General features: G+C 69.9%; 22 protein-coding genes, 1 tRNA gene and 1 pseudogene. 16 read left to right on the top strand and 8 right to left on the bottom strand.

Annotation, left to right across the window (positions count from 1 at the left end):
• From ACM2XV_RS03525 to ACM2XV_RS03515, 3 genes and pseudogenes are all read right to left on the bottom strand, one after another.
• A pseudogene (locus tag ACM2XV_RS03525) lies at window positions 1-250 on the bottom strand (hypothetical protein); the annotation flags it as partial.
• Between the two features lie 21 nt (window positions 251-271).
• The gene (locus tag ACM2XV_RS03520) at window positions 272-472 is read right to left on the bottom strand and encodes a hypothetical protein (RefSeq protein WP_344774699.1); all 201 of its coding nucleotides are present in this window, start codon (window positions 470-472) and stop codon (window positions 272-274) included.
• Entirely contained in the window at window positions 469-1272 is an 804-nt protein-coding gene (locus tag ACM2XV_RS03515; protein WP_487025979.1) for a sugar phosphate isomerase/epimerase family protein, read from the bottom strand. Before ACM2XV_RS03515 ends, ACM2XV_RS03520 begins: the two co-directional genes overlap by 4 nt.
• Before the next feature lie 108 nt (window positions 1273-1380).
• Here ACM2XV_RS03515 and otsA point away from each other — a divergent pair, with 108 nt between their 5' ends.
• The 6 genes from otsA to ilvC are packed head-to-tail and all read left to right on the top strand — an operon-like array spanning window position 1381 to window position 8840.
• Entirely contained in the window at window positions 1381-2913 is a 1533-nt protein-coding gene (otsA, locus tag ACM2XV_RS03510; protein WP_344774703.1) for an alpha,alpha-trehalose-phosphate synthase (UDP-forming), read from the top strand.
• A gap of 4 nt (window positions 2914-2917) precedes the next feature.
• Window positions 2918-3694 carry a trehalose-phosphatase gene (otsB, locus tag ACM2XV_RS03505; protein ID WP_487025978.1) on the top strand — a complete coding sequence of 259 codons (777 nt, stop codon included), beginning with the start codon at window positions 2918-2920 and terminating at the stop codon, window positions 3692-3694.
• A gap of 27 nt (window positions 3695-3721) precedes the next feature.
• A complete protein-coding gene (gene ilvD / locus ACM2XV_RS03500) occupies window positions 3722-5428 on the top strand; it encodes a dihydroxy-acid dehydratase (RefSeq protein ID WP_487025977.1) in 1707 nt (568 codons plus the stop codon).
• Window positions 5429-5472: 44 nt separating this feature from the next.
• Window positions 5473-7278, top strand: a complete 1806-nt coding sequence (locus ACM2XV_RS03495) for an acetolactate synthase large subunit (RefSeq protein WP_487025976.1) — start codon at window positions 5473-5475, stop codon at window positions 7276-7278.
• 3 nt (window positions 7279-7281) lie between these two features.
• Window positions 7282-7791, top strand: coding sequence for an acetolactate synthase small subunit (gene ilvN, locus ACM2XV_RS03490; RefSeq protein ID WP_344774711.1), 510 nt, complete (start codon window positions 7282-7284; stop codon window positions 7789-7791).
• A gap of 20 nt (window positions 7792-7811) precedes the next feature.
• Entirely contained in the window at window positions 7812-8840 is a 1029-nt protein-coding gene (ilvC, locus tag ACM2XV_RS03485) for a ketol-acid reductoisomerase (protein WP_344774713.1), read from the top strand.
• 114 nt (window positions 8841-8954) lie between these two features.
• Here the strand turns inward: ilvC and ACM2XV_RS03480 are convergent, their stop codons facing one another.
• Window positions 8955-10178, bottom strand: coding sequence for a sensor histidine kinase (locus ACM2XV_RS03480; RefSeq protein ID WP_487025975.1), 1224 nt, complete (start codon window positions 10176-10178; stop codon window positions 8955-8957).
• A gap of 76 nt (window positions 10179-10254) precedes the next feature.
• Here ACM2XV_RS03480 and serA point away from each other — a divergent pair, with 76 nt between their 5' ends.
• From serA to ACM2XV_RS03455, 5 genes are read left to right on the top strand one after another with little or no spacing between them, the layout of a single operon-like run.
• Window positions 10255-11847, top strand: coding sequence for a phosphoglycerate dehydrogenase (gene serA, locus ACM2XV_RS03475; protein ID WP_487025974.1), 1593 nt, complete (start codon window positions 10255-10257; stop codon window positions 11845-11847).
• Between the two features lie 11 nt (window positions 11848-11858).
• Entirely contained in the window at window positions 11859-12740 is an 882-nt protein-coding gene (locus ACM2XV_RS03470; protein ID WP_487025973.1) for a PhzF family phenazine biosynthesis protein, read from the top strand.
• A gap of 46 nt (window positions 12741-12786) precedes the next feature.
• Window positions 12787-13851 carry a 3-isopropylmalate dehydrogenase gene (locus ACM2XV_RS03465; protein WP_487025972.1) on the top strand — a complete coding sequence of 355 codons (1065 nt, stop codon included), beginning with the start codon at window positions 12787-12789 and terminating at the stop codon, window positions 13849-13851.
• Between the two features lie 21 nt (window positions 13852-13872).
• Complete coding sequence (locus ACM2XV_RS03460; RefSeq protein WP_487025971.1) at window positions 13873-14994, top strand: branched-chain amino acid aminotransferase; 1122 nt, start codon at window positions 13873-13875, stop codon at window positions 14992-14994.
• Window positions 14991-15782: a fumarylacetoacetate hydrolase family protein gene (locus ACM2XV_RS03455; protein WP_487025970.1), complete on the top strand. Its 792-nt coding sequence runs from the start codon at window positions 14991-14993 to the stop codon at window positions 15780-15782. Before ACM2XV_RS03460 ends, ACM2XV_RS03455 begins: the two co-directional genes overlap by 4 nt.
• On the opposite strand, the gene ACM2XV_RS03450 is transcribed toward ACM2XV_RS03455, so the two are convergent.
• A complete protein-coding gene (locus tag ACM2XV_RS03450; RefSeq protein WP_487025969.1) occupies window positions 15779-16831 on the bottom strand; it encodes an aminotransferase class V-fold PLP-dependent enzyme in 1053 nt (350 codons plus the stop codon). The two genes, ACM2XV_RS03455 and ACM2XV_RS03450, sit on opposite strands and share 4 nt — an antisense overlap.
• A gap of 92 nt (window positions 16832-16923) precedes the next feature.
• On the opposite strand from ACM2XV_RS03450, the gene ACM2XV_RS03445 reads away from it, so the two are divergent.
• The 5 genes from ACM2XV_RS03445 to ACM2XV_RS03425 all read left to right on the top strand — a co-directional run bounded on the left by ACM2XV_RS03445 (window position 16924) and on the right by ACM2XV_RS03425 (window position 21073).
• A complete protein-coding gene (locus tag ACM2XV_RS03445) occupies window positions 16924-17898 on the top strand; it encodes a LysR family transcriptional regulator (protein ID WP_487025968.1) in 975 nt (324 codons plus the stop codon).
• Window positions 17899-17910: 12 nt separating this feature from the next.
• Window positions 17911-19425: a glutamate--tRNA ligase gene (gene gltX / locus ACM2XV_RS03440; RefSeq protein WP_487025967.1), complete on the top strand. Its 1515-nt coding sequence runs from the start codon at window positions 17911-17913 to the stop codon at window positions 19423-19425.
• The gene (locus ACM2XV_RS03435) at window positions 19406-20350 is read left to right on the top strand and encodes an NAD(P)/FAD-dependent oxidoreductase (protein ID WP_487025966.1); all 945 of its coding nucleotides are present in this window, start codon (window positions 19406-19408) and stop codon (window positions 20348-20350) included. Before gltX ends, ACM2XV_RS03435 begins: the two co-directional genes overlap by 20 nt.
• 36 nt (window positions 20351-20386) lie before the next feature.
• Window positions 20387-20458, top strand: a tRNA-Gln gene (locus ACM2XV_RS03430).
• Window positions 20459-20584: 126 nt separating this feature from the next.
• Window positions 20585-21073, top strand: coding sequence for a hypothetical protein (locus ACM2XV_RS03425; protein ID WP_487025965.1), 489 nt, complete (start codon window positions 20585-20587; stop codon window positions 21071-21073).
• Between the two features lie 9 nt (window positions 21074-21082).
• Here the strand turns inward: ACM2XV_RS03425 and ACM2XV_RS03420 are convergent, their stop codons facing one another.
• The 3 genes from ACM2XV_RS03420 to ACM2XV_RS03410 form a co-directional block, all read right to left on the bottom strand.
• Complete coding sequence (locus tag ACM2XV_RS03420) at window positions 21083-21388, bottom strand: hypothetical protein (protein ID WP_344775379.1); 306 nt, start codon at window positions 21386-21388, stop codon at window positions 21083-21085.
• Window positions 21389-21426: 38 nt separating this feature from the next.
• Complete coding sequence (locus tag ACM2XV_RS03415; RefSeq protein WP_344775381.1) at window positions 21427-21624, bottom strand: hypothetical protein; 198 nt, start codon at window positions 21622-21624, stop codon at window positions 21427-21429.
• 24 nt (window positions 21625-21648) lie between these two features.
• The coding region (locus tag ACM2XV_RS03410) for a cytochrome P450 (protein ID WP_487025964.1) at window positions 21649-22771 on the bottom strand (1123 nt) is incomplete at its 5' end.

Below are 22771 nucleotides of genomic sequence, written 5' to 3'. Positions count from 1 at the left end.
CCGTCACCGAGGTCGCGAGCGAGTGCACGAGCACGTCGTGGAAGATCAGGTCGTCCTGCCCGGGGGAGCGCCGCGTGACCGTCCAGTCGCCGGCCTCGCCGAACACGTCGTTCAGGCTGCGCTGCACGGCGGCGAAGATGAGCTCGTCGGTGAGCTGGGGCACGGCGGCGGGCGCGGTCGCCTGCATGGCGCTGGTCAGCGCAGCCGCGGCCGGAGCGGGGGCGGCATGCTTACGGCGACCGAATAACATGCCTGTAATTTTCGAGGGCTTTCAGCGGCGATCGGTGGAGACACGCCGTGCGGATTCCTCACGGATCGTGATCAGCGCGGCCGCGGTCCCGAGGGCCCACCCGGCCCAGAGCACCCACGAGCGCTGCCCGAGCTGCGGCTTCCTCGTCGCCTTGACGACGGGCAGGACCGCGAGTGCCGAGGCGTACAGCCGAGGGCTCAGCACGTACTTCCGGATAGTCATGACTTCACGCTAGCCGTGGTGTGGACTCGGGCGTACTGCAGCGTCTCGACGAGCATGGCGAGTCGCTCATCGTCGCTGCGCGCCTTGCGCGTGTTCACCTCGGCGACGATCGCACCGTCCCAGTTCTGCGCGGCGAGCAGCGCGAGCACCTCGGCGACGGGCTGCGTGCCGCGGCCGGGCAGCGCGTGCTCGTCGAAGATGCGCCCTTCGTCGTTGCTCGCCGAGCCGTCGCACAGATGCACATGGCGCAGCCGCTGCCCGAAGCCTGCGGCGAGCTCGAGGCTGCTCTGCCCCGAGAGCGCCGCGTGCGAGAAGTCGAGGGTCACGGCGTCGCAGTCGAAGTGCGTCGGATCCCACCCGGGCATGTAGGCCTTCATCGCACGACCCGCGGCCTTCCACGGGAACATGTTCTCGACGGCGATCTGCACGCCGGCATCCGTCGCGATCTCACGCACGATCTGCAGGAAGTCGACCGCGTACTCGGCCTGCCAGCGGAACGGCGGGTGGACGACGACCGTGGCGGCGCCGACGGATGCCGCGAGCTCGGCGCTCTTGGCGAGCTTCACCCGCGGGTCGCGGCCCCAGACGAAGTGCGTGAGCAGCAGGACGGGCGCGTGGATCGACATGATCGGCGCCTCGTAGCGCTCGGAGAGCCGCAGCAGGGCGTCGGTGCTCTGCGTCTTCTCGTCGCGGGTGACCATGACCTCAACGCCGTCATAGCCGGCCTCGCGCGCAAGGCGGAACCCGTGCTCCACCGGCAGCGGATACACGCAGGACGTGCTCATCCCGATGCGCATCATGTGATCTCCAAGGCTACGCCGGATGCCTGAACGGCCGGTGGCCGTCCGCTGACGGCTCGTGGCCGCCTGATAGCCTGGCGAGGAGCCTGGAGGTGCCGCATTTCCGCAGTGAAATCCGCAGAGAGCGAGCAATACGAACTGGTCATCGTGTCGAACCGCCTGCCGGTCGACCACGTCTCGGGTGAGGGGGACGACGCCGTCTGGCGCACCTCGCCCGGCGGTCTGGTGGCCGCCCTCGAGCCGGTCATGCGCGAGCGCGACGGCGTGTGGATCGGCTGGCCGGGCATGCCCGACGTGCACTTCGAGCCGTTCGAGGCCGACGGCATCGACCTCATTCCGGTGCCGCTGTCGGCCGAAGAGGTCGAGGACTACTACGAGGGCTTCAGCAACGACACCCTGTGGCCGCTCTACCACGACGTGATCTCGCCGCCGAGCTATCACCGCGAGTGGTGGGAGGCGTACCAGCGGGTCAACCGGCGCTTCGCCGACGCGGCCATCGAGGTCGCCGCCCCGAACGCGATCGTCTGGGTGCACGACTACCAGCTGCAGCTGGTGCCGAAGATGCTGCGCGACGCCCGGCCCGACCTGATCATCGGATTCTTCAACCACATCCCGTTCCCCCCGTATGGCATCTACTCGCAGCTGCCTTGGCGCCGCCAGATCGTCGACGGGCTGCTCGGAGCAGACGTCGTCGGCTTCCAGCGCGTCGCCGATGCGGGGAACTTCGCGAGGGCCGTGCGCCGGCTGCACGGCTTCGAGACGCGCGGCAACATCATCAACGTGCCCCTCGAGGACGGGCAGCTCGAGCAGACGGTGCGCCACCGCGCGACCGGCCGCCGCGGGCATCCGATCAGAACGGTGCTCGCGCGCCCGTTCCCGATCTCGATCGACGCGCAGGAGTACCAGAAGCTCGCCGCCGACCCGCAGATCCGGGCGCGCGCCCGCGAGATCCGCGAGGAACTCGGCAACCCGCGCGTGCTGATGCTCGGCGTCGACCGGCTCGACTACACGAAGGGCATCCGCCACCGCATGAAGGCGTTCGGCGAGCTGCTCGAAGACGGCGCGTTCACCTCGGAGGAAGTCGCGCTCGTCCAGGTCGCGAGCCCGAGCCGCGAGCGCGTCGACGCCTACGCCCAGCTGCGCGACGAGGTCGAGATCATGGTCAGCCGCATCAACGGCGACTTCTCGCAGCTCGGCCACCCCGGCATCCACTACCTGCATCAGGGCTACCCGCGGGAAGAGATGGTCGCGCTCTATCTCGCCGCCGACGTCATGCTCGTCACGGCGCTGCGCGACGGCATGAACCTCGTCGCCAAGGAATACGTCGCGAGCCGCACCGACCAGGACGGGGTGCTGATCCTCTCCGAGTTCGCCGGGGCCTCCGACGAGCTGCGCCAGGCGCTGCTCGTGAACCCGCACGACATCGACGGGCTCAAGTCGGCGATCGTGCACGCGATCCGCATGCCGCAGCGCGAGCGCACCCGCCGCATGCGCGCCCTGCGCAAGCGCGTACTCAGCCACGACGTGCAGCGCTGGAGCGCGACCTTCCTCGACGCGCTGACCCGCGAGGACCACAACGACCCGGCGAACCACCTCGACATTCCGAAGCGGACCGTCGCCCCGCTCGGCTACGGGGACTGAGCGCGTGGGTGTCGAGAGCATCGCGGCCGCCGAGCGCCTGCTCGTGGCCCTCGACTTCGACGGCACCGTCGCGCCGCTCGTCGACGACCCCTCGACGTCGCGCGTGACACCCGCGGCCGCCGAGGCGATCGCCCGCCTCGGCGCACTGCCCGCGACCTGGGTCGCGTTCGTCTCGGGGCGCCCGCTCGCGTCTCTCGCGCAGCTCACCGGGGCCGGGCCGGATGCCCTGCTGATCGGCTCGCACGGGGTCGAGGTCTCCCTTCGCGGCCGGCTCGCCGATGCCGAGCTCAGCGATGACGAGCGCGCGCGGATGGCGCGGCTCGAGGCGGCCCTCATCGAGCTCGTGACCGCCGTGCCGGGGGCACGCCTCGAGCACAAGCCGGTCGGCTACGGCGTGCACACCCGCCTCGTCGAGCGCACCGAGCTCGTGGCGCCGCTGCAGCGGGCCGCGCGTGAAGCCGCGGACGCCATCGGCGGCTTCACCACCAGGGTCGGCAAGGACATCGTCGAGTTCAGCGTGCGCGCGGTGAACAAGGGCGACGGCGTGCGGATGCTGCGCGAGCTGCTCGCCGACGAGGCGGGCGGCCCCGTCGCCGTGCTCTACGCGGGCGACGACGTCACCGACGAGGACGCGTTCGCCGTGCTCGGCGAGGGTGACCTCGGAGTGAAGGTGGGCGAGGGGCCGACGGCGGCGGCGGCGCGCGTGGCCGACGTCGAGGCGTTCGCGACGCTGCTGTCCGAGCTGGCGACGGTGCGCGGGGCATCCGCTCGGTCTCTGTGACGCCTCACGGCTCACTAATGTTGTTACATGGCGGAAATCTCTTCAGCGATCGACGTGAAACCTCGCAGCCGAGTCGTCACCGACGGCATCGAAGCGACCACCAGCCGCGGCATGCTCCGTGCCGTCGGCATGGGTGACGCCGACTGGGACAAGCCCCAGATCGGCATTGCGAGCTCGTGGAACGAGATCACGCCGTGCAACCTCTCGCTCGACCGCCTCGCGCAGGCCGCCAAGGAAGGCGTGCATGCCGGCGGCGGCTACCCGCTGCAGTTCGGCACCGTCTCGGTCTCCGACGGCATCTCGATGGGTCACGAGGGCATGCACTTCTCGCTCGTCTCGCGCGAGGTCATCGCCGACAGCGTCGAGACCGTGATGATGGCCGAGCGCCTCGACGGCTCGGTGCTGCTCGCCGGCTGCGACAAGTCGATTCCGGGCATGCTCATGGCGGCCGCCCGCCTCGACCTGGCGTCCGTCTTCCTGTACGCCGGCTCGATCGCACCGGGCTGGGTGCGCCTCTCCGACGGCACCGAGAAGGACATCACGATCATCGACTCCTTCGAGGCGGTCGGCGGCGTCAAGGCCGGCACCATGAGCCTCGAGGACGCCGAGCGCATCGAGTGCGCGTTCGCCCCCGGTGAGGGCGCCTGCGGCGGCATGTACACCGCGAACACCATGGCCTCCGTCGCCGAGGCGCTGGGCCTGTCGGTGCCGGGCTCGGCCTCGCCGCCCTCGGCCGACCGCCGCCGCGACTACTACGCGCACCGCTCGGGCGAGGCCGTCGTCGGCCTGCTGCAGAAGGGCATCACGGCGCGCCAGATCCTGACCAGGGACGCCTTCGAGAACGCCATCACGGTCGCGATGGCGCTCGGCGGCTCGACCAACGTCGTGCTGCACCTGCTGGCGATCGCGAACGAGGCCGACGTGCCGCTCACGCTCGACGACTTCAACCGCATCGGCGACAGGGTGCCGCACCTCGGCGATCTCAAGCCCTTCGGCCGCTACGTGATGAACGACGTCGACCGCATGGGCGGCATCCCCGTGCTCATGAAGGCGCTGCTCGACGCGGGCCTGCTGCACGGTGACGCGCTCACCGTCACGGGCAAGACCGTCGCCGAGAACCTCGCCGACATCAACCCGCCCGCCCTCGACGGCGAGGTGCTGCGCACGCTCGACAACCCCATCCACCCGACGGGTGGCCTGACCATCCTCAAGGGGTCGTTCGCCCCCGAGGGTGCGGTCGTGAAGACCGCCGGCTTCGACCTCGAGGTCTTCGAGGGCCCCGCGCGCGTGTTCGAGCGCGAGCGCGCCGCCATGGACGCGCTGACCAACGGCGAGATCAAGCACGGCGACGTCGTCGTCATCCGCTACGAGGGCCCCAAGGGCGGCCCCGGCATGCGTGAGATGCTCGCGATCACCGCCGCCATCAAGGGCGCGGGCCTCGGAAAAGATGTACTACTCTTGACGGACGGGCGATTCTCAGGCGGCACAACCGGCCTGTGCATCGGCCACATAGCTCCCGAAGCGGTCGACGCAGGTCCGATCGCATTCGTGCGCGATGGTGATCTGATTCGGGTCGATATCGCTGCTCGCTCCCTCGACCTACTCGTCGACGAAGCTGAGCTGGAGGCTCGCCGCGACGGCTGGGCCCCGCTTCCTCCGCGCTATACCCGTGGCGTTCTCGCGAAGTACTCCAAGCTCGTGCGCTCCGCTGCGGAGGGCGCGGTCACGGGGTAGCCGCGACCTCACCAGATCACCGACCCAGCTAAGGGACTCTCTCCATGCCCACGGATTCACGACCCGTGCCGACGCCGCGACCCTCCGCGCCTGCGCCGGCAGGACCCGAGCGGATCACCGGCTCGGCGGCCATTTTGCGCACCCTCGAGAAGCTCGGCGTCACCGACGTCTTCGGGCTGCCAGGCGGCGCCGTCCTTCCGCTCTATGACGAGCTCATGGCGCAGAACGCCGTGCGCCACATCCTGGTCCGCCACGAGCAGGGCGCCGGCCATGCCGCCGAGGGCTACGCCGCGGCGAGCGGAAAGGTCGGCGTCGCGATCGCGACCTCGGGGCCCGGCGCGACGAACCTCGTCACGGCGATCGCCGACGCCTACATGGACTCCGTCCCGCTGCTCGCGATCACCGGCCAGGTGTTCTCGACGCTGATGGGCACGGATGCCTTCCAAGAGGCCGACATCGTCGGCATCACCATGCCGATCACGAAGCACTCGTTCCTGGTCAAGACCGCCGACGAGATCCCCGGCGCGATCGCGGCGGCGTACCACATCGCCGCGACCGGCCGCCCGGGGCCGGTGCTCGTCGACATCACCAAGGACGCGCAGCAGGACCTCATGGAGTTCAGCTGGCCGCCCAAGGTCGAGCTGCCGGGCTACCGCCCCGTGACGAAGGCGCACGGCAAGCAGATTCAGGCGGCGGCCCAGCTGCTCGCCGAGGCGAAGCGGCCCGTGCTGTACGTCGGCGGCGGGGTCGTGCGGGCGAAGGCATCCGCGCAGCTCCTCGAGTTCGCCGAGAGCTCGGGCGCGCCCGTCGTGACCACCCTGATGGCGCGCGGGGCGTTCCCCGACTCGCACCGCCAGCACCTGGGGATGCCCGGAATGCACGGCACCGTGCCCGCGGTGCTCGCCCTGCAGGAATCCGATCTCATCGTCGCCCTCGGGGCGCGCTTTGACGACCGCGTCACGGGGAAGGTGAGCGACTTCGCCCCCGGAGCGAAGGTCGTGCATGTCGACGTCGACCCTGCCGAGATCTCGAAGATCCGCATCGCCGACGTGCCGATCGTCGGGGACCTCGCCGAAGTGCTGCCCGACCTGACCGCCGCCTACAAGACGGCGACGGTCGAGACGCGGCCGGAGCTCGGCGAGTGGTGGGGGCGCCTCGAGGGGCTGCAGAAGGAGTTCCCGCTCGGCTACACGCCGCCGAGCGACGGTTTGCTCGCGCCGCAGCACGTCATCCAGCGCATCGGCGAGCTCACCGGGCCCGAGGGCGTCTACGTCGCGGGGGTCGGCCAGCACCAGATGTGGTCGGCGCAGTTCATCTCCTACGAGCGCCCGAACGCGTGGCTGAACTCGGGCGGCGCCGGGACCATGGGGTATTCGGTGCCCGCGGCCATGGGCGCGAAGGTCGCCCAGCCCGACCGCGTGGTGTGGTCGATCGACGGCGACGGCTGCTTCCAGATGACCAACCAGGAGCTCGTCACCTGCGCGATCAACGACATCCCGATCAAGGTCGCGATCATCAACAACTCCTCGCTCGGCATGATCAAGCAGTGGCAGACCCTGTTCTACGACGGGCGCTACTCGCAGAGCGAGCTGCACACGGGCCACGGCTCGCGGCACATCCCCGACTTCGTGAAGCTCGCGGAGGCATACGGCGCCCTCGGCATCCGCGTCGAGAAGCCCGAAGAGGTCGACGCCGCGATCAAGCTGGCGCTCGAGACGAACGACCGCCCCGTGGTCATCGACTTCGTGGTCTCGGCCGACGCGATGGTGTGGCCCATGGTTCCCCAGGGGGTCAGCAACAGCTATGTGCAGTACGCCAGGGACCACAGCCCGAGCTGGGGGGAGGAGTAAGCCATGAGCACCCACGTCCTGTCCCTCCTCGTCGAAGACAAGCCCGGTCTGCTGACCAGGGTCGCCGGGCTCTTCGCCCGCCGCGGCTTCAACATCAACTCGCTCGCGGTCGGCACGACCGAGGTCGAGGGGCTCTCGCGCATCACCGTGGTGGTCGATGTCGAGGAGCTGCCGCTCGAGCAGGTCACGAAGCAGCTCAACAAGCTGATCAACGTGATCAAGATCGTCGAGCTCGACCCCGCGCAGTCCGTGCAGCGCGAGCACCTGCTCGTGAAGGTGCGCGTCGACGCCACGACCCGCTCGCAGGTGCTCGAGGCGGTGAACCTGTTCCGCGCCCGCGTCGTCGACGTGGCCACGGACGCGCTCGTCGTCGAGGCGACGGGGGATTCCGGCAAGATCCAGGCCCTGCTGCGCATCCTCGAGCCCTTCGGCATCAAGGAGCTCGCGCAGTCCGGCATGCTCGCGATCGGCCGGGGGTCCAAGTCCATCACCGACCGCGTCTTCAAGTCCTAACGATTCGAAAGAGAAAGAACATGGCAGAGATCTACTACGACAACGACGCCGACCTCAGCATCATCCAGGGCAAGAAGGTCGCGGTCATCGGCTACGGCTCGCAGGGGCACGCCCACGCCCAGAACCTGCGCGACTCGGGCGTCGAGGTCGTCATCGGGCTGCGCGAAGGGTCGAAGTCGATCCAGAAGGCGCAGGAGGCGGGCTTCGAGGTGAAGTCGAACGCCGAGGCCACGAAGTGGGCCGACGTGATCGTGATCCTCGCACCCGACCAGCACCAGCGCCACCTCTTCGCCGAGGACGTCGAGCCGAACCTCGCCGACGGCAAGGCGCTGCTCTTCGGCCACGGCTTCAACATCCGCTTCGGCTACATCAAGGCGCCGGCGGGCATCGACGTGATCATGGTCGCGCCGAAGGCTCCCGGCCACACCGTGCGCCGCGAGTTCGTGGCCGGCCGCGGCATCCCCGACATCATCGCGGTCGAGCAGGATGCCTCCGGCCAGGCCTGGGAGATCGCGAAGTCGTACGCCAAGGCCATCGGCGGCACGCGCGCCGGCGTGATCAAGACCACGTTCACGGAAGAGACCGAGACCGACTTGTTCGGCGAGCAGTCGGTGCTGTGCGGCGGCGTGTCGCACCTCGTGCAGTACGGCTTCGAGACGCTGACCGAGGCGGGCTACCAGCCCGAGATCGCCTACTTCGAGGTGCTGCACGAGCTGAAGCTCATTGTCGACCTGATGTGGGAGGGCGGCATCGCGAAGCAGCGCTGGTCGGTCTCCGACACGGCGGAGTACGGCGACTACGTCTCCGGCCCGCGCGTCATCGACCCCTCGGTCAAGGAGCACATGAAGGAGGTCCTCGCGGACATCCAGGACGGCACCTTCGCCACGCGCTTCATCGCCGACCAGGACGCGGGTGCCCCCGAGTTCCTGCGCCTGCGCGCCGAGGGCGAGCAGCACCCGATCGAGAAGACGGGCCGCGAGCTGCGCGCGCTGTTCGCGTGGAACACCAACAGCGACGACGACTACGTCGACGGCTCGGTCGCGCGCTAAGCACCACACCGTCTTCACCGAGAAGTGCCGTAACGGGCGATTGCTTCGGCAGAGCTCCGTTACGGCACTTCTCGTTCATCGGGTACGCAGCACTCGTGGCGAGACGCCACGCGATCAGCTCACCGGCAGCACCAGCGTGAAGGTGGTCCCTTCACCCTCGGCGCTCTCGATGTCTAGGCGGCCGCCGTGGGCCGTCGCGATCGCCCGCACGACGGTGAGGCCGAGCCCGACGCCGGGGATCGCCTGCGCCGTCGAGGCTCGGAAGAACCGCTCGGAGAGGTGCGCGACCTCATCGGCCGGGATGCCCACCCCCGTGTCGCGCACCGACAGCAGGGCATCCGTTCGCCCCGCCTGCGAGCGCACCTGCGTCGACACCGTGACCCGCCCGCCCGCGGGCGTGAACTTGATCGCGTTCGAGATCAGGTTGTCGCACGCCTGCCCGAGGCGATCGGGGTCGCCGTCGAGCAGCACGGATGCCGCGAGCGAGGCGACCAGTTCGACCTGCGCTTCCTCGGCCACCGGCTCCGCCGACTCGACCGCCTGCCGCACCACCTCGTTCAGGTCGACCCGGGTCGTCTGCAGCGTGAAGGCGCCCGCGCCCGCCTGCGCCGTCGTCAGCAGGTCGCCCACCAGGTGCCGCAGTCGGCGCGCGTTGCGCTCGGCGACGTCGACGAAGCCGCGCTGCTCGTCGCTCAGGTTCGCCCCGGTCATGCGCAGCAGCTCGAGGTAGCCGAGCACGCTCGTGAGCGGGTTGCGCAGCTCGTGCGAGACGAGGCCGAGGAACTCGTCCTTGACGCGGTCGCGCTCCTCGCCGGCCTCGCGCAGGCGCCGCGCGATCTCGTTGATGATGATCGCCGCGACGATGTAGACGAACGGGGTCAGCAGGTCACGCGCGACGTCGCCGAGCGAGACGGAGGACCCGTCGAGGTACTCCGGAAGTAACAGAGCGAAACATGTGCCGATGCCGGCGATGAGCGGATTCCACGCGCCTGGCTCGCTCGCCACCCAGATCGTCGGAATGATCAGCAGCACCCCGAACGGCGACTCCGCGCCGCCCGTCGCGAGCCGCAGCAGCGCGATCGCCACGAAGCCCGCGCAGGGGATGAGGACGCTCCAGAACGCGTCGATGCGCCGCCACGGCAGGGCGAACGACGCGATGGTCGCGACGACCTCGATGACGACGGAGGCCAGCAGCAGGCCGCCGGAGCTCACCGGCATCCGCGTCGCCAGCAGAACGACCAGGGCGACCGCGAAGGTGACGACCGTCGGGATCTGCTTGACCCACGGCGTCAGCCGCCCCGCGGTGAGTCGCAGGAACAGCGCGCGCAGCGGCCTCATGGCGTCACTCTGGCAGATTCAACGCCGGTAGGGTGGTCGCAACGCCCACTGAAGCCACCGTAGGAAAGATGCGCTCGTGACGAAACCGGTCGTGCTGATCGCCGAAGAACTGTCCCCTGCAACCGTCGAGGCGCTCGGCCCCGACTTCGAGATCCGCAAGGTGGACGGCACCGACCGACCCGCTCTGCTCGCGGCGCTCGCCGACGCGAACGCGGTGCTGATCCGCTCCGCCACGAAGATGGACGCGCAGGCGATCGCCGCCGCCCCGAAGCTGCAGGTCATCGCCCGCGCGGGCGTCGGCCTCGACAACGTCGAGATTCCCGCCGCGACCAAGGCCGGCGTCATGGTCGTCAACGCCCCGACCTCCAACATCATCTCTGCGGCCGAGCTCACCATCGGCCACATCCTGAGCCTCGCCCGCCACATCCCGGCGGCGCACGCCTCGCTCAACGCGGGGGAGTGGAAGCGCTCCAAGTACACCGGCACCGAGCTCTTCGAGAAGACCGTCGGCATCATCGGCCTCGGCCGCATCGGCACTCTGATCACCCAGCGCCTGCAGGCGTTCGGGGTCAAGGTCGTCGCCTACGACCCGTACGTGACGGCGGCGAGGGCGCAGCAGCTCGGGGTCGAGCTCCTCGACCTCGACGAGCTGTTGAAGGCATCCGACTTCATCACCATCCACATGCCGAAGACGCCCGAGACGACCGGCATGATCGCCGGCCCCCAGCTCGCGCTCATGAAGCCGACGGCCTACATCGTGAACGTCGCCCGCGGCGGCCTGATCGATGAGGCGGCCCTGGCCGAGGCGCTGCGCAACAACGTGATCGCGGGCGCGGGCCTCGACGTGTTCACGAGCGAGCCCCCGAAGGACGACGCGCTCACCTCGCTGCCGAACGTCGTCGTCACGCCGCACCTCGGCGCCTCGACCGACGAGGCGCAGGAGAAGGCGGGCGTCTCGGTCGCCCGCTCGGTGAAGCTCGCGCTCGAGGGCAACCTCGTTCCCGACGCGGTGAACGTCGCCGGCGGTGTCATCGACCCGTTCGTGCGCCCCGGCATCGCGCTCGTCGAGAAGCTCGGCCAGGTCTTCGCGGGCCTCGCGGGGAAGGAGGCGCTCACCCGCCTCGACGTCGATGTGCGCGGCGAGCTCGCGGCCTACGACGTGAGCGTCTACAAGCTCGCGGCGCTCAAGGGCTACTTCACCAACATCGTCAGCGAGAAGGTCTCGTATGTGAACGCTCCGCTGCTCGCCGAGCAGCGCGGCATCGAGGTCACCCTCACGACGGGGGACGAGTCGAAGGACTACCGCAACACGACCACCCTCAAGGGCATCCTCGCCGACGGCACCGTCGTCTCGGTCGCGGGCACCCTCTCGGGCACGAAGATGGTCGAGAAGATCATCGGGCTGAACGAGTACGAGATCGAGGTGCCGCTCGCGCACCACCACGTCGTCATGGTCTACGCCGACCGCCCCGGCATCGTCGCGGTCTATGGCAAGGCGTTCGGCGAGGCCGACATCAACATCGCGAACATGCAGATCGCGCGCGACGAAGAGGGCGGCAAGGCGCTCTCGGTGCTCACGGTCGACTCGCCGGTGCCCGCCGAGATCCTCTCGTCGGTCGCCGCGGCGATCAGCGCAGAAGAGCTGATCGAGATCGACATCACCGAGTAGGGGCCGAGCGGATGCCTGAGCAGCGGCGCTACGTCGAGGTCGACGTCTTCGGCCGCACTCCGCTGAGCGGCAACCCGGTCGCGGTGGTCGTCGACGCCGAGGGCCTCGACGACGTCGCGATGCAGCAGTTCGCGTCGTGGACGAACCTCTCCGAGACGACGTTCCTGCTGCCGCCGACCGACGCGGGCCGCGCCGGCGGTGCGGACTACCGCGTGCGCATCTTCACCCCGGGCGGCGAGCTGCCCTTCGCGGGGCACCCCACCCTCGGCACGGCGCACGCCTGGCTCGAGTCGGGTGGGGTGCCGGCGCGCGAGGGCGTCGTCGTGCAGGAGTGCGGCATCGGCCTCGTGACGCTGCGGCGCGACGAGCACGGGCTGGCGTTCGCGGCGCCAGAGCTGCTGAGGTCGGGCCCGGTCGACGAGGCGACGCTCGCCGAGGCATCCGCCGCCCTCGGCATCGATCGCACCGCGATCGTGTCATCGCAGTGGGTCGACAACGGGCCGGGCTGGTTCGCGGTCGAGCTGCCGAGCGTCGACGAGCTGCTCGCCATCGAGCCGAATCTGGCCGGCTTCGGCGAGCACGGCATCGGGGCCTTCGCGCACTACAGCCCGATGGACAACAACGGCGCAGGCGACGAGCGCCTCATCGAGGTGCGCGCGTTCATTCCGCAGATCGGCGTCGTCGAGGACCCGGTGACCGGTTCGCTCAACGCGGGTCTTGCGCGCTGGCTCGTCGAGTCGGGGCGCGTCACAGGCTCGTACGTCGCCGGGCAGGGCCACGCGCTCGGCCGCGACGGCCTCGTGCACGTGACGGTCGACGGCTCGGGCGATGACCGCACGATCTGGGTCGGCGGCCAGACGCAGACCCTGGTGACCGGAGCGCTCGCGCTGTAGCGCTGCGCCCGACGGAAGTGCCTGGGCGACCAAATAGGCTGGGGGCATGCCCAACGCCGCGTCGCAGAACATCAAGCTCGCCGTCATTCCCGGGGATGGCATCGGCCCCGAGGTCGTCGCCGAAGCGCTGAAGGTTCTCGATGCGGTCACGGCAGACAGCGGCGTCACGTTCGACAAGACCGAGTACCGGCTGGGCGCCGGCCGCTTCCTCGAAGACGGCGAGGTTCTGCCCGCTGCCGAGTTCGACGAGATCAAGCAGGCGGATGCCATCCTGCTCGGCGCCGTCGGCGGCAAGCCCAACGACCCGCGGCTCGCGAACGCGAACATCGAGCGCGGCCTGCTGCTGAAGCTGCGCTTCGAGCTCGACCACTACGTGAACCTGCGGCCGACGGTCGTCTACCCGACGGTCGAGAGCCCCCTGAAGAGTCCCGGCGAGGTCGACTTCGTCGTGGTGCGCGAGGGCACAGAAGGTCCCTACGTGGGCAACGGCGGCAGCATCCGCATCGGCACGCCGCACGAGGTTGCGAACGAAGTGAGCGTCAACACCGCCTACGGGGTCGAACGGGTCGTCCGGTTCGCCTTCGCGCAGGCATCCGCTCGCCGTAAGAAGCTGACGCTGGTGCACAAGACCAACGTGCTCGTGTTCGCAGGCAAGCTGTGGCGCCGCATCGTCGACGAGGTGTCCGCGGAATTCCCCGACGTCGAGGTCGACTACCTGCACGTCGACGCGGCGACCATCTTCCTGGTCACCGACCCTGCTAGATTCGACGTCATCGTCACCGACAACCTCTTCGGCGACATCCTCACCGACCTGGCCGGCGCAATCAGCGGCGGCATCGGGCTGGCGGCCTCGGGCAACATCAACCCCGACGGCACGTTCCCCAGCATGTTCGAGCCCGTGCACGGCTCCGCTCCCGACATCGCGGGTCAGCAGCTCGCGGATCCGACGGCGGCCATCCTGTCCGTCGCGCTGCTGCTTTCCCACTTGGGGCTGGCGGATGCCTCGGCCAAGGTCACCGCGGCCGTGCAGCACGACCTCGCGAGCCGCTCAGGCGGTGGCACGCGCTCGACCGCTGAGATCGGTGACTCGATCGTCAGTCTGCTCAAGTAGTCGCTCATTTAAGGTTTAGTCATGTCCCTGTCGCTTCCCCTCACCGACATCTCGCCGCTGCAGTTCGCGTTCACGCCGAACCCGACGCCGAAGTCCGACGCCGAGCGCGCCGAGATCCTCGCCGCACCGGGCTTCGGCCAGTTCTTCACGGACCACATGGTCCAGATCCACTGGAGCGAGCGCGGCGGCTGGCATCGCGCCGCCGTCGAGCCGTACGCCAAGATCTCGCTCGACCCGGCCGCGGCGGTGCTGCACTACGCGCAGGAGATCTTCGAGGGTCTCAAGGCCTACCGCCACGCCGACGGGTCCGTCTGGAGCTTCCGGCCCGACCAGAACGGGCTGCGCCTGCAGCGCTCGGCGCGCCGCCTCGCGCTGCCCGAGCTGCCGCTTCCGGTCTTCCTCGACTCGCTGAAGAACCTCGTGCAGGCGGATGCCGCCTGGGTTCCAGAGGGCGGCGAGACGAGCCTCTACCTGCGCCCGTTCATGTTCGCGTCGGAGGCGTTCCTCGGGGTGCGTGCGGCGCGCAAGGTGTACTACTTCGTGATCGCCTCGCCCGCCGGCTCGTACTTCAAGGGCGGCGTGCAGCCGGTGTCGATCTGGCTGTCGACCGACTACGCGCGCGCGGGCCACGGCGGCACCGGTGCGGCGAAGACCGGCGGCAACTACGCGGCCTCGCTGCTTCCCCAGCAAGAGGCGTACGCAGAAGGCTGCGACCAGGTGCTCTTCCTGCAGGACGGCAATCTCGAAGAGCTCGGCGGCATGAACCTCGTGCTGGTCAAGAAGGACGGCACGCTCGTGACGCCGGCCTCCGACAGCATCCTCGAGGGCATCACGCGGGACTCGCTGCTGCAGCTCGCGGAAGAGCGCGGCCACGCGATCGAGCGCCGCCCCGTCTCGCTCGCCGAATGGCGCGACGGCGTCGCGAGCGGCGACATCGTCGAGGCGTTCGCGTGCGGCACGGCCGCGGTCGTGAACCCGATCGCGCGCCTCAAGGCGAAGGACTTCACCATCGAGCTGCCCGAGCTCGCCGAGGCCGACTCGCTCGCGATGTCGCTGCGCAAGGAGCTCACCGACATCCAGTACGGGCGCATCGAAGACACGCACGGCTGGCTCTACCGCCTGGACCCGGAGGGCGCACGATGAAGGTCGGCCGCTTCCAGCACGAGGGCGTTCTCAGCTACGGCATCCTCGACCCAGAAGAGCAGGAGTGGGTTCTGCTCAAGGGCGACCCCATGTTCGCCGGCTATGAGCCGACGGGCGAGCGGGTCAAGATCACCGAGGTGACCCTCGTCGCCCCCGTGATCCCGCGTTCGAAGGTCGTGGGCGTCGGCAAGAACTACCGCGACCACGTCGAGGAGATGAAGAACGTCACGGGCGGCGACGCGCCGACGGAGCCGCTGCTGTTCCTCAAGCCGAACACGGCCGTGATCGGGCCGAACGAGCCCATCGTGCTGCCCGCTGCTTCGAGCCGGGTCGAGCACGAGGGTGAGCTCGTCGTCGTCATCGGCAAGGTCGCGAAGAACGTGCCGGCCGAGAAGGCGCTCGAGTACGTCTTCGGCTACACGATCGGCAACGACGTCTCGGCGCGCGACCTGCAGGTCGCCGACGGTCAGTGGGCGCGCGCCAAGGGGTTCGACACCTTCGCGCCGCTCGGCCCCGTCATCGAGACCGAGTTCGAGCTGGCGGACGCCGCGATCCAGACGCGCGTGAACGGCGAGATCCGCCAGGACGGCAACATCTCCGATCTGATCTTCGACGTGCCGACGATCATCGCGCACGCCTCCGCGGCGTTCACGCTGCTGCCGGGCGACGTCATCATGACCGGCACGCCCGCCGGGGTCGGGCCGATCGTCGCCGGCGACACCGTCGAGGTCGAGATCGAGGGGCTCGGGATTCTGCGGAACCCGGTCAAGGGGGCCGAGCGGGCCTAGGCGATCGCCCGCACCTTCACGGCGTCGACGATCCGGGCCACATCTCGCTCGTCGTTCCACACGTGGAAGGCGACGCGCGCGTTGCCGGCCCTGCCCGAGACCGTGAGCCCGGCATCCGTCATCGCCCGCACGTCGCGCCCGCCGGGGTCCGCCCAGGTCACGATCGCCGAGCCGGTCGCGGGCAGGCCGAGCGCCGCGCGCAGCTCGTCGGCGAGCCCGACGTCATGGCTGCGCACGGCGTCGAGGTCTTCCGCCGCGAACAGCTCGAGAGACTCTGCCGCCCCGACCCACGCCTGCCAGGCGGGTGAGACGTCGAAGCGCCGCGCGTCCGTCGCGAGCGCGATGTCGGCGCCGTAGCACGAGTCGAACACGTCCTCGCCGGCGTACCACCCCGCCTGCACGGGGCGCAGTTCGGCCGCGATGCGCGGCGAGAGGGTCATGAGACTCACGCCCCGGGGCGCGCACAGCCACTTGTAGGCGTGGGTCACGGTCACGTCGGCGCGCGACGCGTCGAAGTCGAGCCAACCCGCCGCCTGGGTGAGGTCGACGAGGGTGCGGGCGCCGTGGCGCCCGGCGGCATCCAGCACGGCGTCGACGTCGGCGATGCGGCCGGTGGCCGACTGCACGAGCGAGAACGCGACGAGCCAGGTGCCCTCGGTGACGGCGTCGGCGAGCGCCTCGAGCGGCACCTCGCGCACGCTCACGCCGCGGTGCGCGTGCTGAGCGAACGGCGCCACGACCGAGCTGAAGTCGCCGCGAACACAGAGCACCTCGGCCCCGTCGGGCGCGGCGGCCGCGATCACGGATGCCTGCACGGACACCTGCGAGCCGATCGCGACGCGCGACGGGTCGACGTGCACGAGCCGGGCGAAGGCCGCGCGCCCGCGGTTCACGATGGCGTCATAGCCGCCCATGCTCGTGAGCCCCGCGGCCCAGACTTCGAGGTCGGCGCTGATGGCGCGCCGGGTCGGCGCAGGCACCAGGCCCATGGTGCAGGCGGCGAGGTACCCGCTCGTGGCGGGGAACTCGGCGCGGAGGGTGTCGATCATGTCTCCAGGCTCGGTCGAGCGAACCCATCACACAAGAACATGAGATCGATGTATTCGATAACGATGGGTTATGTAGCGGCTAGACTGGCCGCATGACACTCACGGCCGCCGCGGAACTGCCCGAGCTCGACGCGCAGACGCTGCGCATCGTCGGTGCGATCGCCGAGCATGGCTCGATCACGGCGGCGGCCGAGGCGCTCGGCTACAGCCAGCCCGCGGTCAGCCAGCACCTGCGCCGCGCCGAGCAGAGGCTCGGCCTTCCGCTGGCCGAGCGCGTGGGCCGCTCGGTGCGCCTCACCGAGGCCGGCGAGGTGCTCGCCCGGCACGCGCGCACCATCACGAACGCGTTCGACGCGGCGGCGGGCGAGCTCGCCGAGCTGAGCGGGCTGCGCGCGGGCCGGGTGCGACTCGCGGGCTTCCCGACGGCGTCGTCGACCGTCGTGCCGAAGCTCGTGAAGGAACTGGCGGCGACGCATCCCGGCCTCTCGGTCAGCTACCTCGAAGCCGAGCCGCCCGAGGCCGTCGAGGCCGTGCGCTCGGGAGCCGTCGATGTCGCGATCACATTCAGCTACCCCGGCGACCGGGTCGACCCCCACCAGGAGAGCGCGCAGGGGCTGACGGTCGACTCGCTCTGGCAGGACGAGATGCTCGTCGCCCTGCCCGCGGCCCACCCGGCGGCGGTGCACGACCGGGTGCCGATGAGCGAGCTGGCGGGCGAGACCTGGATCGCGGGCTGCCCCCGCTGCCGCGGCCACCTGCTGCAGGTCACCGAGTCGGCGGGCTTCGCCCCCACGATCGCGTACGAGACCGACAACTTCTCGGCCGTTCTCGGCATGGCGGATGCCGGCATCGGCATCGCCCTCGTCCCGACGCTGGCCCTCGCCTCCACGCGCGTGCCCGACGGCATCGTGCTGCGCTCGACCGCCAAGGGCGACTCGCGCACGATCCACGTCGTCACGACCGAGGGCGCGGGCCGGGTGCCCGCTGTCGCGGCCACGCTAGAGACCCTGCACGCCCTCGACCTCGCACGCCTCGATCTCGCGGAAGCCCCAGCCCCGGCTCGGTAAGCTTTCAGGCGTATGTCTGACTCACGCGCGTACCCGTTCTCCACCGCAACCGGCGCCGAAGTGCGGGTGCGGTTCTGCCCCTCGCCGACCGGAACCCCGCACGTGGGTCTCATCCGCACAGCCCTGTTCAACTGGGCGTATGCGCGGCACACCGGCGGCAAGCTGATCTTCCGCATCGAAGACACCGACGCCGCCCGCGACAGCGAAGAGAGCTTCGAGCAGATCCTCGACGGGCTCTCGTGGCTCGGCATCGACTGGGACGAGGGCGTCAATGTCGGCGGCCCCCACGCGCCGTACCGGCAGTCGCAGCGCTATGACATCTACCGCGACGTGGTCGCGAAGCTGCTGGCATCCGGCCATGCCTACGAGTCGTTCTCGACGGCCGAGGAGATCGACGCGCGCAACGCCGCGAACGGCCGGCCCAAAGAGCAGGGCTACGACAACTTCGACCGCGACCTCACCGATGAGCAGAAGGCGGCGTTCCGCGCCGAGGGCCGCGAGCCGGCCATCCGGCTGCGGGTGCCCGACGAGGACACCGCCTTCGACGACCTGATCCGCGGCGAGATCACGTTCCCGGCGGGCACGAACAGCGACTTCGTCATCGTGCGGCCCAACGGGCATCCGCTCTACACGCTCGTGAACCCCGTCGACGACGCGATCATGCAGATCACGCACGTGCTGCGCGGCGAGGATCTGCTGCCCTCCACCGGGCGCCAGATCGCGCTCTACCGCGCACTCATCGATCTCGGCATCACGACCTTCATCCCGCGCTTCGGTCACATGCCGAGCGTGCTCGGCGAGGGCAACAAGAAGCTCTCGAAGCGCGACCCGCAGTCGAACCTGTTCCACCATCGCGACCGGGGATTCATCCCAGAGGGGCTCGACAACTACCTGGCGCTGCTCGGCTGGGGCTACTCCGCCGATCGCGACGTGTTCTCGATGGCCGAGCTGGTCGAGAAGTTCGACATCGTCGACGTGAACCCCAACCCGGCGCGCTTCGACCAGAAGAAGGCCGAGTCGATCAACGGCGACCACATCCGCCTGCTCGACGTCGCCGACTTCGCCGAGCGCACGATCCCGTATCTGCAGGCGGCCGGCGTGTTCGGCGAGGTCGTGACGGATGCCGAGCGCGAGGTGCTGCTCAAGGCGGCGCCCCTCGTGCAGGAGCGCGTGCAGCTCCTCGGCGAGACGCCCGGCATGCTCGGCTTCCTCTTCACCGACGCCGCGTCCCTCGGCTATGACGACGACGCGCTGGCAACGCTCACGGATGTCGCACCGACGGTGCTGAAGGCCTCGATCGCCGCCCTCGAGCCGCTCGAGAGGTGGGAGACCGCGGCCATCGAGGACGCGCTGCGCGCCGAGCTGATCGAGAACCTCGGCCTCAAGCCGCGTGTCGCCTTCGGGCCGCTGCGGGTTGCGGCATCCGGTCGCCGCGTCTCGCCGCCGCTCTTCGAATCGTTCGAGATCCTCGGCAAGGGGGAGACGCTGGCCCGTCTCACGAAGCTCGATGACCGACTCGCAGCCTGACGTCGTCATCATCGGGGCGGGTCCGGCGGGGCTCACCGCCGGTCTCAACCTCGTGCGGGCGCGGCGCAGCGTGCTCATGGTCGACACCAATCGACCCAGGCACGCGCCGACACTGCGCTCGCACGGCACGCTCGGCCTCGACGGGATCCCGCCGCTCGAGCTGCGGAAAATCGGGCGCGAGCAGTTCCTCGCCTACCCGGGCGCGGCGCACACGAACGGACGGGTCGAGGCGGTTGGCGCCGACCTGACCGTGACCGTCTCGGGGCTGCGCGGCGACCCCGACCTCGAGCTGCGACCGCGGGCGGTGCTCGTCGCCACGGGGCTGAGCGAGGTGCTGCCCGACGTCGAGAACCTGCGCGCCTACTACGGCACGGCATTGCACTCGTGCATCGAGTGCGACGCGTACGAGAAGAGCGGGCAGGCGCTCGCGCTGATCGGCAGCGGCCCCGACCTCGCCGCGCGTGCGCTCGAGATCGCGCACTGGGCGCCCGATCTGATCGTGTTCGCCCCGGCCCTCGGCGGCGACGACGAGGAGCGGCTCACGGCGGCGGGCATCCGCGTCGAGCGCGAGCCCGTCGCGGCGATCGAGGGCGAGAAGGCGGTGATGACGGGCGTGCGGCTCGCGTCCGGCCGCGTCGTCGCGCGCGACGCCGGCTTCGTGCGACCCGAGTGGATTCCGCAGGCCTCGTTCCTCGCCGAAGCGGATGCCGCACGCGACGAGCTCGGCCGCCTCGTGGTCGACGCTCGGTTCCGCACCACGGTGCCGGGGCTCTACGCAGCAGGCGATGTCACGGCCCGCGAGCCGATGCAGATCGCGGTCGCCGCGGGGGAGGGCGCCGTGGTCGCGCGCACCATCCATCTCGACCTGCTCGGGGGGCCCGCCCAGGGCGTGCCCGATTTCAGAGACGGCGGCTCCATCGGGTAAAGTGTTCTCTTGTGCCCGAGCTTCGGTTCTGGCCATTGGGGTATGGTGTAATTGGCAACACGGCTGATTCTGGTTCAGTTGTTCTTGGTTCGAGTCCAGGTACCCCAGCACCGGTTGCGACCGAGTGAAAGACCCGCTTTCGAGCGGGTCTTTTCGTTTGTGGTGGGGAACTTCGTCAGGGTCCGTCGTCTGGGCTTTGACGTGCCAGTTGCCGCGTTCCTGTAGCTTTGCGCCATGAGCGTGCGCGCGATCGTCGCCACCATCGGTGTGGTGTTGGTCACGGCGTATGCGGCTCTGATGGCCGTGGATGCGCTGGTGCTGTACCCGTTGGCCGCCGTTCCGGGCCATTCGCTGTCGCAGATCTATGACGGGCTCGCGCGAGCTGACATGAACGTCGCGCTCGACATCACGGCCGATCTCGTGATGGCCGGAATCGGCGTCGTCCTGGCGATCCTCGCGATCACAATCGGCCTGCGTGGCGGGATCACGGCGCCCGCGCTGGCGTCGACTCTGCTCGGGATCCTCGCCGCGGGCGCCATTCCCGCCTGGTACAGCGGCGTCTTCCTCGGCATGGATATCGCGGATACGTTCGCACCGGGCGACGACGCTCAGACTGTCTGGCCCCATGTGCTCTTCGTGACGAGCCTGGCCGCGCTGGTCGCCGTTCCCGTGACCGCGATCATCACAGCCCGCAGGCGCCGAGTGCGCGCGGTTGCGGCGTGAGATACGACGTCAGGCTTCGGCTGATGACGAACGTCGCCTCCTGACGAGCCGTACCACCACCGTCGCGATGACGGCTACGAGCCCGGCCATCACGAGACCCAGGCCGACACGTTCGAGGACGAGGAACGCAGGGACGCCGCCGGCGACGAATGCCCAGTCGGCAGGCGGGGAGCTGGTGTATTGCACAGAACCCCGAGGAATGGTCCACTCCGACGCCTCGTAGATCACGCCGCCGCCGATTGCGACCACCCCGCCCACGAGCGCGACCCACCAGCGCTGGAACCAGCGCGAGAAGCGGGGGCCATCGTCGGTCATGCAACCAACGTAGCCCCCGCGCCCCGCGTCCTGAAGCCTCAGCCGCCCGAGGGGTTCTCGACAGGCTGGTCGTCTTCGTCGGTGCCCGTGTCGGGGTCGACCTTGTCGGGATTCGCACCCGAGTCCGGCGAGCCGCCCGACGCCGTGTCCGCATCGGTCGAGCCGCTGTTCGGCGCACCCTGGATGTTCTGGTCGTCGTCGGAGTTCTGCTCGTTGTAGCTGCGCTGATCGCTCATGGCTCAGCGGTACCCGGCACCGATTCAGTGAAACGGACAACGAGCGGATGCCTGCACCAGCCCGCCGGAGCGCGGCTTCGTCGGCAGGCGCCGGCGGTTCACATCGAGCCCCTCGTCGAGGATCACGACGCGCGGGTCGCTCAGCGCCGCGATCGCCGTCGAGAGCCCGGCGATCGCGAGCTTCTCGCCGGGGCAGCGGTGGCCGCTGCGGACATCCGCCCCGCCGTGCGGAATGAACGTCTCGATGGACTCGTAGTCGGCGGCGCCCTCGAATCGCGCGGGGTCGAACTCGGCGGCACGCGGCCACGAGCGGTCGTCGGTGTCGGTGCCGAGGATGTCGATGAGCACGCGGTGCCCGGCGGGAAGGCGCTCGCCGTCGAGCTCGATGTCGGCCGTCGCCCAACCGGGAAGCATCGGGACGAACGGGGCGGTGCGCCGCACCTCCTGCGCGAACGCGCGCGCGAGCGGCCCACCCGTGAGCGACCCACGCGATGCGGTCTCTGCGGCGATGCGCGCGCGCCAGTCCGGGCGGTCGTGCAGCTCCTTCGCCGCGAACGCGACGAACCGCGCGACGGCGATCATCGGGCGGATGCTGTTCTGCAGCTCGATGCCCGCGAGCCGTGCAGGCAGCAGTCGCCCGTTCTCATCGCGATGGCTCGCCCACTCGTGCAGCGCCGTGCCCTCGGCGGCGTCGAGCGACCCGGCCCGCACGGCCTCGATCAGCCGCTGCGCGTGCCGGTCGGACCACCGCCGGTTGGCTGCGGCGAGCAGGTACACGGGGGAGTACGGCGAGCCGAAGCCGTCGACGATCTGCGCGAGGCGCGCCGCCCACCGCGTCTTGGCCGCCGGCGTCCCGGGCAGCCCGGCCCACTGCATGCTCGCCCGGCCGAAGGCGCCGACCGCCGCATCGTATGCGCTGCGCCGACTCCCGTCGGCCCACGCGGCGAGAGCATCGGCCCACTCCCGCTCGAGCAGAGGTGTCATGCGCTCGACCTGCTCGTCCTCATACGCGACCTCGACGAACGCGGCCTTGCGGTGCCGGTGCGCAGCGCCGTCGAGGCTGTGCACCGAGCCGTTCCCGAAGAGCGTCTGCTGCACCACGGCCGGCATCGCGCCGTGGCGCCGGATGCGCTCGCCGTCGTAGAAC

Source organism: Gryllotalpicola sp. CP2-P1 (genome assembly GCF_057512245.1).
This window is presented reverse-complemented; position numbering and strand designations above follow the sequence as displayed.